Here is a 15,415-nt window from a genome sequence, read left to right as displayed (position 1 = left end):
CCAGTTTCTATAATACTTTGCTTAAAAAATCTTGGGTACGGCTATTTTGCGGGTGATCAAAAATTTCTTCTGGGGTTCCTTGTTCTTGAATGATCCCATCAGCCATAAAAATCACGCGATCGGCCACTTCTTTAGCAAAGCCCATTTCATGGGTCACTACGACCATCGTCATGCCTTTTTCAGCCAATGTCTGCATGACGGCCAACACTTCGCCGACCATTTCGGGGTCTAATGCTGAAGTGGGTTCGTCAAACAGCATTACATCAGGATCCATTGCCAAGGCACGAGCGATAGCCACACGTTGCTGCTGGCCACCAGACAAACTGGCTGGATAGCTGGCGGCTTTATCTGCCAATCCTACCTGATCAAGCAAATCTTGCGCAGTTTTTTCCGCAGCAGTTGGCGCCATTTTTTTGACTTTGATAGGACTGAGGGTTAGATTCTCTAAGACTGTTTTATGAGGGAATAGATTAAAGCTTTGGAAAACCATGCCCATTTTTTGGCGAATTTGATCAATATTGACACTTTTTGCCAGTAAATCATTGCCTTCAAAAGTGATTTTACCCGCTGTAGGCTGTTCGAGTAAATTCAAGCAGCGCAAAAATGTACTTTTTCCGCTGCCGGAAGGGCCGATGATCACTACCACTTCACCTGGCGTCACCGCTAAATCGATTTGATTTAAAACAGTATTATCACCATATTTTTTCACGAGTTTTTCGACTTTAATCACTAGTTTTCATTCTCCTTTCGGCAACACCCAATAAGCGTGATAGGGCGAAGGTCAATACAAAGTAAATCAATGATACGATAACATAAGGCAAGAATGGCTTGAAGCTGGCACCCTGGACCACGCCTGTTTGGAAGATCAATTCAGAGACACCAATCACTGACACGACGGATGATTCTTTGATAACTGTCACAAACTCATTGCCTAATGCCGGCAAAATATTTTTGATTGCTTGAGGGAAGATAATAAAACGCATTGCTTGAATGTGATTCATCCCTAATGATCGAGCAGCCTCCAGCTGGCCTTTGTTGACTGCATTGATCCCAGCACGAATGATTTCTGCCACATAAGCGGCACTGTTTAAGGCCAAAGCGATACAACCTGCAGTCAATTTTGACAAATCAAGACCCAAGACACCTGTACCGAAGTATACGATAAAAATTTGTACGAGCAAAGGCGTACCACGCACATATTCGATATAAACTGCAGCGATGATTTTCAATACCTTTGTTTTAGAAAGTTTCATAAATGCTAGCAAGCACCCGCCGATAGAACCGAATAAAACACCCACAAAGGCAAGGAATATCGTGTAGCCGGTTCCCGAGATATAGAATGGTAAGTACTTAGCAAAGAATCCTTGTTCCACGGTGTCTTCATTGCCAAACATCAGTGCATTGGCTTCAGCTTGATACTGGGACAACAAATCGTTGTTAATGATCGTATCAATCGAGGCATTGACTTTTTCCAATAGGACGGGTGCTTCTTTAGAGATCGCTATTGCGGTTTCTTTCGTGCCGTTTTCAAAACGCACATTGTCTGCAATCGCTAGTTGATCATTGGACATCACATACGCATCGGCGACAGGTCCTTCCATTACGATGGCATCAATTTTGCCTGAGGTTAGATTGGTGATCAAATCCGGCACTTTTTGCAAAGAAGTGACCTTGGCACCTGTTAATTCAGTTTTTGCCAATTCTTCTTGTGTCGTTTGCTTTTGGGCACCAACATCAACACCCTCGAAATCAGCAGTGGATTGGAATGCAGCAGCATCTTCTGCTCTGACGATCACTTTTTGCTGGACTTCCATATACGTTTTAGAAAAATCGACTTCTTTCTTCCGCTCATCTGTTGCGGCCATCCCGGAGATCACGGCATCGATTTTGCCCGTTTTCAAAGCACCGAGTAAGGCATCAAAGCCCAATTCTTCGATTTTTAATTCTACCCCTAAATCATCAGCGATTTTTTGCGCAATTGAAATATCAAAACCCACGATTTCATCTTTGCCATCGATCGTGGCATGAAATTCATAGGGGGCATAGTCGGCGGATAATCCGACCACTAACTGTCCATTGGTTTTGATTTTTTCATAGACAGGATCTGTTTCTGCCGCTTTTACTTGTTGCACAAATAAAAATGGCAAGAGGGTCACCAACAACCCGAGTAAAATAAAAACTCTGTTCAACTTTTTCATTTGATTGCTCCTTTTGTGTTTTTGGTATTAAAAATGCATTTAATGAGTATTAAATGTATAAAAATACATACAAGTGATAAAATATATCTTAGCACAAACACGCGTGAAGTCAATAAGCTTCGCTGAAAAAAAGAAATAAAATTTTCAGGACTATTTTCATTTATTCATCCTTTTAATGTGAGTGAAATATTATTACATGAATGTAATATTGATTTTTTAGAAACGATTACATTTCCTTTCTTTTAGTATTTTCTCATCTATTCTATGAAATGTTTGTGCGTTTTGTTACAAAATAAGCGTATCTTGAACGTTGTTGATCGTTGTTAGAATGGGGTTTATAATGAATTTTGTTCTGATTTCAGTGGTTATTTAATGAATTATACCGAAGTGAAATATTTAGTTACATGATTGTTACCCAAGACTTTGAAAGAGTTGTTATGATTTATCAAGTCGTTACGACGAAACTTACATAGAGCGAGGGAACAAAACATATGAAAACAATCAAATCTTTATTACTTACAACAGCTGCAATTGCAGGCTTTGCAGCTATGAGCAGTACCGCAAATGCCGATGAGGTAAAACATGTAGTGACATCCGATGATACATTAACTGGTTTGTCATTAAAATATTTTGGTGATATTGATCATGTTGCAACCATTGCGAATGAAAATGACCTAGATGACCCAAATATGATCTATGATGGTACAACATTGGTGATCGATACAGATGCGAAAGCGGAAAAGAAGACGACTGAAAATGCATCAAGCGATGAAACAGCAACAAAGACGGAAGAAGCAAGCACATCAGAAGCAACTGATTCAAGCGATTATTCAGGTACCACACTAACGATGGAATCGACCGCATACAGTTCAGATCCAGCAGATACTTTAGGTGGCGGTACTGTCACAGCAACGGGTCAAAATTTACTAGAAAACCCAATGGCAGTGGCAGTGGATCCTTCAGTCATCCCATTAGGAACTAGATTATATGTCGAAGGATATGGGGAAGCAATCGCCAGCGATACAGGTGGTGCAATCAAAGGAAATATCATTGATGTCCATTTCCCAACCAATACACAAGCAGAACAATGGGGTCGCCGTACTGTAAAAGTAACTATTTTAGATTAATCTATCGTAAGCAACTGTACGTCTTAGACGTACAGTTTTTTTTGTGAATGATCTTTTCAAAAGACTTATTGTTGTTTTCTTGCGATAATAGTTGTAAAAGGAGGCGTTTGGATGAAAGTTGTTTTAATTCGCCATGGAGAAAGTGAAGCCAATTTTGCCAACTATTGGACGGGTTGGTTAGATGTGCCGTTGACAGAAAAAGGGCATCAACAGGCTTGGCAAGCAGGAATAGAGATCAAAGAACGAGGTATTCTATTTGATTATGCCTTTGCTTCATTTTTGCAACGGACGCTTACGACTTGCAACACAGTCTTAGAAGCCAGCGAACAATTGTGGGTGCCTGTCACAAAAACATGGCGCTTGAATGAGCGACATTATGGCCGCTTGGTGGGCGTCAATAAAGATGAAATGGTTGCACAATTTGGCAAAGAGCAGGTACAGCGTTGGCGGCGCGGCTATACAGAACCGCCTCTATATGTGGAAAACAATGATTTTGATCGTCGCTATGACCATTTAGATCAACGTATGGTACCTAAAGGTGAAAATCTTGAAATGGTGGTTGCTCGCGTTGTTCCTTTTTGGATGGACGAAGTGGTTCCTTTGATCAAGGATGGCAAGAATGTACTGATTACTGGACACGGCAACAGTTTACGTGCTTTGGTCAAATATTTAGAACAGGTGCCAGAAGATGCGATGGATTCAATCGATATTCCAAATGCTCAACCGATCATTTATGAATTCGATGAAGCAATGACCATGATCAAAAGAATTTAGATACGAACATTTGCTTCTTAAAACCGTCATTTCGTCTGATAAATCGTCGAAATTGCGGTTTTCTTGTGCTATAATAAGAAAAATTTATGGAAAGGCGGTTGTAAAATGAAAGCAGTATTGACCGTTATTGGCAAAGATAAAGTAGGAATCATCGCAGGGGTCAGCCAAAAATTGGCGACATTAAATATCAATATTTTAGATGTATCACAAACGATCATGGAAGATTACTTTACGATGATGATGCTTCTGGCTTTGGATTCAAATAGTGATTTTGATTATATCCGAGAAGAACTTCATCAACTTGGACAAGATTTAGGTGTCAAAATCAGCATTCAAAATCAAGAGATTTTCGATACGATGCATAAACTTTAGGAGGCCAAAATGGAGACTAGTCAAATACTTGAAACCATTCGCATGGTTGAAGAAGAAAACTTAGATATTCGGACAATCACAATGGGGATCTCACTATTAGATTGTATCGACGCGGATATTGAAAGCTGTTGTCAAAAGATTTATCAGAAAATTACTACAAAAGCCAAAAATTTGGTTCAAGTTGGAGAAGGCATCGAAAGTGAGTTTGGGATACCAATCATCAACAAACGAATCTCTGTCACGCCAATCGCTATCGTGGCTTCCGCTTGTCAAGCAACGCCAGAAGATTGTGTAAAAATCGCCAAAACGTTGGACCAAGCTGCCCAAACGGTTGGTGTCAATTTTATCGGCGGGTATAGTGCGCTAGTTGAAAAAGGCTATCAAGGGGCGGATTTGGCATTGATCGAATCGATTCCGCAAGCTTTAGCTGAAACCAGCTTCGTTTGTTCATCTGTCAATATCGGTTCTACCAAAGCTGGTATCAATATGGATGCTGTTCGTTTGATGGGTGAAACTGTCAAAAAGACCGCAGCTGCCTCTGATATGGGATGTGCCAAATTGGTCGTTTTTGCCAATGCAGTCGAAGATAATCCATTCATGGCAGGTGCATTTCACGGTGTCGGTGAAGCAGATGTTGAGATCAACGTTGGGGTCAGTGGTCCAGGTGTCGTCAAGCGGGCTTTGGAAAAAGTGAAAGGCGAATCTTTTGATGTCGTGGCTGAAACTGTTAAAAAAACGGCATTTAAAATCACCCGCATGGGTCAATTGGTTGGCCGTGTAGCCTCTGAACGTTTGGGTGTTCCTTTTGGGATCGTGGACCTTTCATTGGCGCCAACACCTGCTGTGGGAGATAGTGTTGCCTTGATTTTGGAAGAAATGGGACTTGAATCTGTCGGCACGCATGGCACTACGGCAGCACTTGCACTGTTGAATGATGCTGTCAAAAAAGGGGGTGTCATGGCATGTAATCATGTCGGTGGTCTTTCTGGTGCATTTATTCCCGTTTCAGAAGATGCTGGAATGATCAAAGCTGTAGAGGCTGGATTGTTGAATCTAGAAAAGCTTGAAGCCATGACAGCCATTTGCTCTGTTGGATTAGATATGATCGCGATCCCTGGGGATACCACAGCTGAAACGATTGCTGCAATGATTGCGGATGAAGCTGCAATCGGCGTAATCAACCATAAAACAACGGCTGTCCGAATCATTCCAGCGAAAGACAAGCAAATTGGCGACCGCATCGAATTTGGCGGTTTGTTGGGAACTGCACCAGTCATGAAAACCAATCCTGCCAAATCTACTGATTTTATCCATCGGGGTGGGCGTATACCTGCACCGATCCATTCATTTAAAAACTAAGAACTACTTGTTTTATAAATAATTTTTTACCCGTCTCCTAAATGAAAGAGGATTATCTGACATTTAGGGGACCTTTTTCTAGAACCTGTTTTCGGTCTTAAGGCGGATCAAATGTTGCTTGGAATCGAATACTATGAAAGGTAATACGACGAAATGGGGGGTTAAAATGAAAAAAATGTTTCAGCGAGGGACAATCGTACTTATTGGTCTATTGGGCTTCTTCTTGCTTCAGCCATCGATTGTATTTGGACAGACATTCGTGTCAGATGATGCAGGGGTACTTTCGAAAGAAGCAATCAATCAAATCGATGCATTGAATAAGGAGGGGTTTCAATCGTTGACTGGATCACCGGAATACGCTGTCATCACCATTACTTCTTTAGATGGACAATCGATCGAAGATAAGACGACCAGCTTATTTAACGAATATGGCTTAGGCAATCCACAAGACAATAACGGTCTTCTTTTTCTCTTTGCCATTGATGATCGTGAATTTCGTCTAGGTTATGGTGATGGGTTGACCTATGTGTTTAGTGATTTATCTGAGGATGACTTGGTAGATGAAGACGCCAAGGATGCATTACGGGATGAGGATTATGACACAGCGATCCTAGCGGCTTCGAATGAAGTCTATCAGCGAATGAAAGAAGCGGATGAAACGATTGGATTAGGAACGATTTATCGAGAGGGCAACCAGATGTTGGCGGATAGACGCAATCAAGAAGCAGAGGCCACTAAGCAGATGTGGCTAAACATTGGTAAAATCATCAGCGGGGTCGTAGTTGCGGGTTCAGTGGGGCTGGTTGGAATCATTGGTTGGCGTCATCGCAAAACCAAACAACGATTTGACGACCAGCTGCCTTTACCGGCACATCTATTAGAGGATCAGCATTTTCGAAAAAAAGAATTTTCGAAGTGGGCAAGTACCAGAAGGAATTATCAGTTTTATAACAAGTACCAGACGGTGGAAGATTGCCAGCAAGCATTCACCCAATATTTGTCAACATTTTATGTACCAGTAAAACTGAGTACAATTACTGGGCTATCGACAGCAGATCAGCGCGTCATTCAACACGCATTCACCACTCCAGCGATCGGTGCCTACTTTTCAAGCTTGTTTTTGATGAAGAAGATCACGCTGAAGCATTTTGCGCAAATGATATCCACACATCAAGACACATTAAAAACTTATGAAGCACAACTAGTTCGAGAAGTCTCGGAACGAATGGTTGACTATGACTTAACGGAAGCAATCATGCCTGAAAACTTGGTGCTGGTAGAGGCTTACCGAGCAGAAATAGCGAAGCAGGCGAAAGATGAGATTCGAAGACGTAACGAGAACAACCGCTATTTAGCTAAGCTGGTGACGGAACAAGCCACTTATCCTGACTTGGTTCAAACCATTCCCCAAGAAATCTCTGAAATCATTGGACTAGTCAAAACAGAGGCATTGTTCAAAGTCGATTTAGAGCAAGTGTATCAACAGCATCCCGATTTAGCGGGCAAACTTTCGGCGTTTGATACGTCTGATCAAGCAGCTGTTTTGAATCATGCCCGTCAAGAATATGATCCTCAGGGGATGAATAGGGCATTGTTTTTTGTCATGATGAACAATCATGTTACCCATCAAGAACAAGTGATTGCAGATAGCCAAAGTTCGAATAATGACTTTGGTGGGTTTAGTGGTGGAGGCAGTAGCGGCGGTGGTGTTTCCGGCAGCTGGTAGTACATCTTTAGAAGTAAAAACGCTTAGAGACACAGCCATACATGCTTCAGCAGTTCATTTATTAGGTTGCTGCTGAGAATGTGTTGGGCGTCATGAGCGTTTTTTGCTTTTTCTTCCTTCTGCTTTCAGGTAAGCAGGACAAATCGAGCAAAATATGCTAAAATTTCAAGAGTTGCAGAAAATGAATGGAAATTTCATTCAATTAGAAAAAGCAAAAAAAACGGGGGATATCATGTACCAATCATACATATGGGATTTTGATGGAACGCTTTATGACAGTTATCCAATCATGCTCAAAGCATTCGTCAAGACCTTAAAAGAATATGGATTTGATCCAGATCCAGCTGAGATTTATTATATCTTGAAAGAATCTTCTTCTAAAGAAGTTGCTTTAAAGTACAATCTTGATTTCAAGGAATTTACACGTAAATTCAAAGCCAATGAAGCTTTGGATGAACGTTTGCCGGTCTCATTTTCTGGAACCAAAGAAACGCTGACTGCTGTATGTGAGCAGGGAGGTAAAAATTATATCTTGACCCATAGAGATATCTTTTCGACCCAAGAACTGCTGGAGAGAGAAGGAATCTCTGATTTGATCACGGAAATAGTTGGCCCTGAAAACAATTTTCCCAGAAAACCAAATCCAACTTCGTTGCTTTATTTAGTAGATAAATATCAAATGGATAAGAAACAAACAGTCATGATCGGCGATCGTACAATGGATGTTTTGGCTGGTAAAGGTGCAGGCGTCAAAACGATTTTTTATGATATTGAGAATTTATTGAAAGCAGTCGAAGCAGATCATGTCACCCATTCGATGAAAGAAATCGAACAAATTATTCAGTCTTGATATTTCAATAAGTATCCATTCTTTCTGGAATGGATTTCTTGTTTGCTCATGGTAAAAGTTATTTAGTTGATCAATTTAAACAATCAGAATCAATCAATATCTCCTAATTGAGACACAATGATCTTATTGTGTCTTTTTTAGTTGCACAAAAAAGTTTCTTCTCACACAATGCAAATCATTTTTTTTTGCGTACTTCATATAGAGGTGAGGAAATGAGGGAAATAATCGTTATACTCAAAGAACATTGGCGTATTGCATCAATTTTCATAGTGGTCACTGTCGCCATAGGCGGCTTTCTCTTTTCACGCCGGCAAACGGAGCCATTTGTTTTAGCTGAAACTGCGATCATTTCAGAAACAGTAGCAAGTGAATCATTCGAATCCCGCCCAAGAGAGATCATTGTTGACATCAAAGGCGAAGTTCGGATACCTGGCATTTATCATTTGTTGGAAGGGGCTCGTTTATACGAATTGATCCAAAAAGCCGGAGGTTTGACGGAAGAGGCCTTAGAAACGGCGATCAATTTGGCCCAAATTTTACAAGATCAGCAAATGGTCGTGATTCCTCATCAAGATGATGCTGTTACACTGGATATTGCTATTGAAGAGGGGATCGATCAAGTAGGATCTGCAAATGAACAAATCGATTTGAACCAAGCGGATTTGGCTCAATTGCAAACTTTACCTGGAATCGGTGTTAAAAAGGCAGAAGCAATTATCCAATATCGCGAAGAACATGGTTTTTTCAAATCAATCGATGAACTCACCAAAGTATCAGGCATTGGTGACAAAACCTTCGACTCATTGAAAGAGATGATCATCGTTCGTTGAATCAGGCGCACACAGGTGCGAGACGATTTATTAAGGAAGTGATAGTAAAAGACAGCAGCAAACAATCGAACCAAACAAGTATCATATAAATGATAAACTCCAAGAAATGACGGTTGAAAAAAGATGAAAAATGATTAGAATAGAATTAATCGAAACTAAAAGGAGTAACCTCATGCAGACAAATCGAATTCCCTGGGATCAATATTTTATGGCGCAAGCGGTACTATTGTCTTTACGTAGTACTTGTTCAAGACTAGAAGTCGGCGCAACCCTTGTTAAAGATCGGCGTATTATTGCCGGAGGCTACAACGGGTCTGTCAGCGGTGACGTTCATTGTATCGATGAAGGCTGTCATGTCGTGGATAATCATTGTATTCGGACGATCCATGCTGAAATGAATGCGCTGTTGCAATGCGCCAAATTAGGGGTCTCAACAGACAATGCTGAGATCTATGTTACACATTTTCCTTGTTTGCCCTGTACAAAAGCAATCTTGCAGGCAGGGGTCAAAAGAATCCATTATCTGAATGACTATCGAAATGATCGTTATGCGATGGAATTGATTCAACAAGTTGGTGCTACCGTCCACCAAGTTGTGCTTGATCCCATCTATTTCGAAAAATTATCTTTTGGCGTATTGAATGAAGTGGCTGATCGATAAGCAGCAAACGGATTCCTATCTTTTTCTTGGTGTGATCTTGGCTTGTCTGACCACTGCTTATCAGACGCAGTCTGTTTGGCTTGCCCTGATCGCTGTCTATTATTTTTTGATGCTTGTCTTGCGAGGACAAGCTTTTTTGTGTGGCTTGGTAGTGTTTTGCATGCTAGGGATTTCATTGCGTGTCTATTGGACACAAACGCCTTTAGTAGCTGAAGGTCCTTTCAGTGGCGCAATCAAGGTCCGACCCGATACGATCAAAATCAATGGGGACTTGGTGACGTTTGAAGGGGAGGTTACAGCTGGTAAAGTGATGGTTCGAGTTCGAACCCAAACAGAATCAGAAAAAGAGCAATGGCAAAGACGCCAAGAATGGCATGTGATACTTATGGGGAATGGACAGCTGGTTCATCCTCAGCGACCTAGTAATAAGCATGCTTTTGATTATCGATCTTTTTTATCCAATCATTCTTTTTTAGGAACCATCGAGTTGGCTGAGTGGCAAAAGACCACAAATAATGCTTCATTGTTCCCGCTGAGAAAATGGCGTGCTGCTGCTATCAGTCATGTGCAAGGATTTTTTTCCCCGCAGCTTAGTACCTATATCAATGCGTTGCTCTTTGGTTATAAAGACCATGAGTTTCAAGCACTTCGTGATTTGTTCAGCGGTAGTGGACTCCTCCATTTTTTTACGATTTCCGGGATGCACGTTGCATTCTTCTTTCAAAAACTAACATATATTTTTCGGCGCTTGCATTTTACACGAAAGGAAATGCTGCTGCCTATCCTGTGCTGTTTAGGTAGTGCGGTTGTGTTGTTTGGCGGCAGCATCAGTGTCATTAGAGCGGTCTTTGTTTTTATGATCAATGAGCAATTAGCAGAACGTGCCAAAAAGTGGTCGGCAAGTGATCGCTACGGTATTATTTTGACGATCCTATTATTCATTGAGCCAAAAATTTTGCTGCAAATGTCTGGTCAATTGTGCTTGCTGATGACCTTTTTATTGTTAATGACCAACAGTGCCAAACCGCGTGTCCATCCAATACTGCGTAGTTTGTTGTTGACGCTAGTGGCGGGACCGGTCTTAGCGAGTCTTTTTTTTGAGATTCCTTTGTTTGGCGGACTCGCGACAGTTTTGTTTTATCCTTTGATGACAATGGTTTTGCTTCCGGGTGCCTTGCTGCTTTTTGGTTTGAGTTTGTTTGTTTCTTTGCCGCCATTATTTGTCTTTGCAGAAACTTTCTTAAGTTTGTTAGAGAGTGGTTTGCGCAGCCTGCATCACTTATCCTTGCCGGTCGGCGCTCTATCGTTACCGGTTGCTCTCATTTGTACCATGATCGGTGTGATTTGTTATCAACAAAAAAAATGGATCCTTTTGCTTATGGTGACGATCATATTGCCATGCGTTTATCAAAAGTCGCTGGTGGTTCCGACGGTTTCCTTCGTCGATGTAGGGCAAGGAGACAGTATCGTCATACAAGGGAAAAGAAATCGTGAGGTTTTTGTGATTGATACCGGGGGTACGTTAGGATTTGAAAGAGAGTCGTGGCAACAGCGTACCTACCAAGCTGGTGCTGCTTATTCATTGGTTCCGTTTTTGAAAGGGGAAGGCATCAACGAGATCACTGGTCTATTTTTGACCCATGGAGATACGGATCATATAGGGGATGCATTATTCTTGATGCAGACGATCCCAGTCCAGACACTTTATTTGGTGCCCGGCAGCCAAGAAGATCCACGTGTGGCTGAGTTATTGACCCATATGCCAAAAACAACCAAAGTGATTTGGACAGAAGTTGGCCAAGTGATTGGCCGCGATCTGCCTTTACAAGTGTTGGCACCGGCATACGGTGTTGGACAAAATGAAGATTCCCTTGTATTGCAGGCGCATCTTGGGCCGCACCCGTTTCTATTTACAGGTGACTTAGATCAAGCTGGTGAGCTTGCCCTGTTGTCTCAATACCCTAATTTACAGATCGACGTCTTGAAATTGGGACATCATGGCAGTCGAACATCCACTGCGCAGGCTTTTATCGAAGACGTGGCTCCGCAGTATGGGATCGTTTCTTGCGGTCGAGACAATCGGTATGGTCATCCACATCAAGAAGTCCTTGATATATTGATGAATACATCTGTTCTTCGAACGGATCATGATGGCATGATTCAATTCAGCTGGTCAGAAAAACAGCAGCTGACCTTGCGAACTTGGCTAGACGAAGACGATCAGGAATGGTAGGATAGTGATGAAAGTGGGGGAGACAATGGATTTACAAAAAGCACTGCAAACAATTCGTACCGACACATTGAAACCCATTTATATGGTGATCGGCAGCGAGACCTTCTTACAAGATCAAGTTCGAGAGGCTTTTTTGACCCGATTTGCTGTCTCAAAAGATGATTTGAATTTTGCCGCTTTTGATTTGGAAAAAGATCCTATTGATTTGGTGATCCAAGAAGCGCAATCTTTGCCTTTTTTTGGCGATCAACGATTGATTTTCGTCGATCGACCGTTCTTTTTGACCGCAGAAAAAAAAAGCAGTGTACCTGAGCATGACTTAGAGGATTTTATCAATTATATCCAATCACCTGAACCAACAGCTGTCATGGTTTTATTTGTTCTAGCAGACAAAATGGATGAACGTAAGAAAATTACCAAACAATTGAAGAAAGCAGCCGTAGTTATCGATGCCTCACCGATGAAAGAAAACGATGTGCGCAATTACTTGCAGCAAACCATGAACAATGACGGTATTGAAATGACGCGAGAAGCCTTTGATTTGTTTTTGCGTTTAACGGATCTGCAGTTATCAAAAGCGATGCAAGAATTGCAAAAATTACGTTTGTACGCAGGCAATGGGCATAAGGTCACGAAAGAAATCGTACAGGAATTGATCCCAAAAACTTTGGAACATAATGTCTTTGAACTGACAAGTGATGTGCTAAAAGGCAACGTTTCTGAAGCTTTGCGTTTGTATGATGATTTACTGCTGCAAGGAGAAGAAACCATCAAGATCAATGCCATTTTGATCAGCCAAGTCCGTTTGTTGCTGCAGACAGCGATCCTGATGAAAGTGGGCTATCAGCAAGCCAATATCGCGCAAACGATCGGTATACATCCTTATCGCGTCAAATTAGCGATGCAACAAGCCAGAGGATTGTCGCAAGAGACCTTGGCGCGTTTATACGATGAATTGATCGAAAATGATTATAAGGTCAAAAGTGGCCAAATGGATAAGGAATTTTTATTTCAATTATTTGTTTTACGACATGGAAAAAGCAGAAGATAAAAAGAAAGGCGAAGCAATCAAAGATTGCTTCGCCTTTCTTAATTTGCTTATTTGGCAATTTTTTTACTTAAACGAGATTTGTCGCGACTAGCTTTGTTCTTGTGGATCAATCCTTTAGTCTCAGCCATATCGATTGCTTTAACAGCATCTTTATATAACGCATCTACGTTATCAGCACCAGCTTCAACAGCTTGATCAAATTTTTTGATTGCTGTACGCATTGTGCTTACTTGAGATGAATTCTTCGCATTAGCCGCTTCGCTTGTACGCGCGCGTTTGATTGCAGATTCAATGTTTGGCATGTATTTCACCTCCGAAAAAAAAGTTCAATTACGTTTGAAAAAACGTATAAATCAACACTAGTCATTATACCTAATGCGCTTGACGATTGCAATAAAAGTTGTAAAGAAATTTTACTTAACACGAAAAAAAAGCAAATTAAATGGGGATTTCATTTGAATTTAGGCCGTTAAGTGTATCTTTACACATTTTTTATTGAATAGTTACAAAAAATTTACACAACGGTGAATTTCTATGCTATGATAACTTCGGAATTTTCAAATGGAGGGTTTAATGTGAGTATCGCTTTGTTTATCACGATTGTCTTATCGTTAGGCGTGATTTTCGTCAATGGTTGGACAGATGCACCAAATGCAATCGCAACAGCAGTTTCCACAAGGGTTTTGCGACCGAATGTTGCGATCGGTATGGCTGTTGTCATGAATTTTTTGGGTGTTCTAGTCATGACTTATTTTAATGCACAAGTTGCAGAAACAATCAGCAATATTGTAACTTTTGATTCAGGAGGCAGTTTTCGGGTATCGCAAATAGCGTTAGCAGCAGCGTTGTTCTCGATCGTTGTTTGGACGGTTGCCGCTTGGTATTTTGGGATCCCTACAAGTGAATCTCATGCGTTGATCGCCGGTTTAACTGGTGCAGCAATGGCGTTAGGCGGGCTACATGCTGTCAATGGGAACGAGTGGATCAAGGTGTTGATTGGTTTGGTCGTTTCTACTTTAATGGGTTTTATCGGTGGATTTTTGATATCGAAGCTGATCGTTTGGCTTTTTCGTGGTACACCAAGGCGCAAAGCCAATCAAATCTTTACCGTTGGCCAAGCGATTGCAGCTGGTGCGAATGCTTTCTTGCATGGCGCCCAAGATGGCCAGAAATTTATGGGGGTCTTTATGCTAGGCCTTTACTACAATGATATCGTCGAAAAAAGTGGCAGCGGTTTTGCCATTCCTTTGTGGGTCATGGTGCTATGCTCGTTGACAATGGGTGTTGGTACATCCGTTGGCGGGATGAAGATCATCAAATCCGTGGGCATGGATATGGTCAAATTGGAAAAATACCAAGGATTTGCAGCAGATGTGACTGCAGCAATCTGTCTGTTTTTGTCTTCTGTTTTTGGGATCCCGGTTTCAACAACGCACACCAAAACAACGGCTATCATGGGTGTGGGAGCCTCAAGACGCTTTTCCAGTGTTGATTGGCGAATCGTGAAAGAAATGATCTATGCTTGGATCTTAACATTTCCGGGTTGTGGAGTTATTGCATTTGTAATGGTTAAAGTTTTATTGCTTATTTTGTGAGGGAGAGAAAGTAATGGCACGTAAAAAAAGTTTTGATTATTTTGCAGCGATGGAACAATTGGCAACGAATGGACATCTGGCTGCACAACGTTTTTTTGTATTGATCAATGATTATTCAGAAACTGCTTTGGCTGAAGCAACTGCAGAGATTCATGCATTGGAAAAAGAAGGCGACAAAGTGATTGCTGCATTGACCAATGAGTTATACGATTCATTTATCACACCAATCGATCGGGAAGATATTTTGATTATTTCGGAGCGATTAGATGATATTTTAGATGGGATCATGGGTTTGACTTATTTATTTGAAAACTTAGTCATCAAATCTTTGCGTCCTGAAACCAGCCGTTTTGCAGAAATGATCACTCAGGCAACCCAAGGTGTCGAAATCGCTTTAAAAGAATTTCCTAAATTCAAAAACTCAAAAACGTTACGTAAAATGATCACTGATGTCAACACTATTGAATCAGAGGCGGATCTTTTGTATTCGCAAATGAAGAAAGCATTATTTACTGATGAAACAGATGTCTTGGAAATTATCAAATGGAAAGACATCTATGATCGTTTCGAGTCGATTATCAATGACACTGAAGGTGCTGTCGATATCATTGATGGCATGGTGATCAAAAATACTTAAAA

General features: G+C 41.2%; 15 protein-coding genes. 12 read left to right on the top strand and 3 right to left on the bottom strand.

Features of this window, described 5'->3' with window-relative positions; translation table 11 throughout:
• Nucleotides 1-7 precede the first annotated feature (7 nt).
• Both IGI41_RS08070 and IGI41_RS08065 read right to left on the bottom strand, forming a co-directional pair.
• Nucleotides 8-730, bottom strand: coding sequence for an amino acid ABC transporter ATP-binding protein (locus tag IGI41_RS08070; RefSeq protein ID WP_430609244.1), 723 nt, complete (start codon nucleotides 728-730; stop codon nucleotides 8-10).
• Nucleotides 723-2,198: an ABC transporter substrate-binding protein/permease gene (locus IGI41_RS08065; protein WP_430609243.1), complete on the bottom strand. Its 1,476-nt coding sequence runs from the start codon at nucleotides 2,196-2,198 to the stop codon at nucleotides 723-725. The genes IGI41_RS08070 and IGI41_RS08065 overlap by 8 nt, the downstream gene beginning before the upstream one ends.
• A 491-nt stretch (nucleotides 2,199-2,689) precedes the next feature.
• Here IGI41_RS08065 and IGI41_RS08060 point away from each other — a divergent pair, with 491 nt between their 5' ends.
• The 10 genes from IGI41_RS08060 (at nucleotide 2,690) to holA (ending at nucleotide 13,181) form a co-directional block, all read left to right on the top strand.
• A complete protein-coding gene (locus tag IGI41_RS08060) occupies nucleotides 2,690-3,325 on the top strand; it encodes a 3D domain-containing protein (RefSeq protein ID WP_430609242.1) in 636 nt (211 codons plus the stop codon).
• A 111-nt stretch (nucleotides 3,326-3,436) separates the two neighbouring features.
• Nucleotides 3,437-4,099 carry a 2,3-bisphosphoglycerate-dependent phosphoglycerate mutase gene (locus IGI41_RS08055; RefSeq protein WP_430609241.1) on the top strand — a complete coding sequence of 221 codons (663 nt, stop codon included), beginning with the start codon at nucleotides 3,437-3,439 and terminating at the stop codon, nucleotides 4,097-4,099.
• Nucleotides 4,100-4,204: 105 nt separating this feature from the next.
• Nucleotides 4,205-4,471 carry an ACT domain-containing protein gene (locus IGI41_RS08050; RefSeq protein ID WP_430609240.1) on the top strand — a complete coding sequence of 89 codons (267 nt, stop codon included), beginning with the start codon at nucleotides 4,205-4,207 and terminating at the stop codon, nucleotides 4,469-4,471.
• Nucleotides 4,472-4,480: 9 nt separating this feature from the next.
• Nucleotides 4,481-5,830, top strand: coding sequence for a PFL family protein (locus IGI41_RS08045; protein ID WP_430609239.1), 1,350 nt, complete (start codon nucleotides 4,481-4,483; stop codon nucleotides 5,828-5,830).
• A 166-nt stretch (nucleotides 5,831-5,996) separates the two neighbouring features.
• On the top strand, nucleotides 5,997-7,556 hold the full coding sequence (locus IGI41_RS08040; protein ID WP_430609238.1) for a TPM domain-containing protein: 1,560 nt from the start codon (nucleotides 5,997-5,999) through the stop codon (nucleotides 7,554-7,556).
• 232 nt (nucleotides 7,557-7,788) lie between these two features.
• Nucleotides 7,789-8,406: an HAD-IA family hydrolase gene (locus tag IGI41_RS08035; protein WP_430612778.1), complete on the top strand. Its 618-nt coding sequence runs from the start codon at nucleotides 7,789-7,791 to the stop codon at nucleotides 8,404-8,406.
• Between the two features lie 212 nt (nucleotides 8,407-8,618).
• Entirely contained in the window at nucleotides 8,619-9,236 is a 618-nt protein-coding gene (locus IGI41_RS08030; protein WP_430609237.1) for a helix-hairpin-helix domain-containing protein, read from the top strand.
• A 172-nt stretch (nucleotides 9,237-9,408) separates the two neighbouring features.
• A complete protein-coding gene (locus tag IGI41_RS08025; protein WP_430609236.1) occupies nucleotides 9,409-9,897 on the top strand; it encodes a ComE operon protein 2 in 489 nt (162 codons plus the stop codon).
• Nucleotides 9,878-12,130 (top strand): DNA internalization-related competence protein ComEC/Rec2, encoded by a 2,253-nt coding sequence (locus IGI41_RS08020; protein WP_430609235.1) that lies wholly within the window; start codon nucleotides 9,878-9,880, stop codon nucleotides 12,128-12,130. Before IGI41_RS08025 ends, IGI41_RS08020 begins: the two co-directional genes overlap by 20 nt.
• A 25-nt stretch (nucleotides 12,131-12,155) precedes the next feature.
• On the top strand, nucleotides 12,156-13,181 hold the full coding sequence (gene holA / locus IGI41_RS08015) for a DNA polymerase III subunit delta (RefSeq protein WP_430609234.1): 1,026 nt from the start codon (nucleotides 12,156-12,158) through the stop codon (nucleotides 13,179-13,181).
• Between the two features lie 47 nt (nucleotides 13,182-13,228).
• Here holA and rpsT read toward each other — a convergent pair whose 3' ends face one another.
• A complete protein-coding gene (gene rpsT, locus IGI41_RS08010; RefSeq protein ID WP_054116817.1) occupies nucleotides 13,229-13,483 on the bottom strand; it encodes a 30S ribosomal protein S20 in 255 nt (84 codons plus the stop codon).
• A gap of 237 nt (nucleotides 13,484-13,720) precedes the next feature.
• Here rpsT and IGI41_RS08005 point away from each other — a divergent pair, with 237 nt between their 5' ends.
• On the top strand, nucleotides 13,721-14,776 hold the full coding sequence (locus tag IGI41_RS08005) for an inorganic phosphate transporter (protein ID WP_430609233.1): 1,056 nt from the start codon (nucleotides 13,721-13,723) through the stop codon (nucleotides 14,774-14,776).
• 13 nt (nucleotides 14,777-14,789) lie between these two features.
• Nucleotides 14,790-15,413 carry a DUF47 domain-containing protein gene (locus IGI41_RS08000; protein WP_430609231.1) on the top strand — a complete coding sequence of 208 codons (624 nt, stop codon included), beginning with the start codon at nucleotides 14,790-14,792 and terminating at the stop codon, nucleotides 15,411-15,413.
• Nucleotides 15,414-15,415 lie beyond the last annotated feature (2 nt).

Origin of the sequence: Enterococcus sp. DIV0876, assembly GCF_050529585.1 — a bacterium.
Lineage (GTDB): Bacteria > Bacillota > Bacilli > Lactobacillales > Enterococcaceae > Enterococcus_D.
Note: the sequence above shows the minus strand (reverse complement) of the source record. Positions and strands in the feature narration are given on the sequence as shown.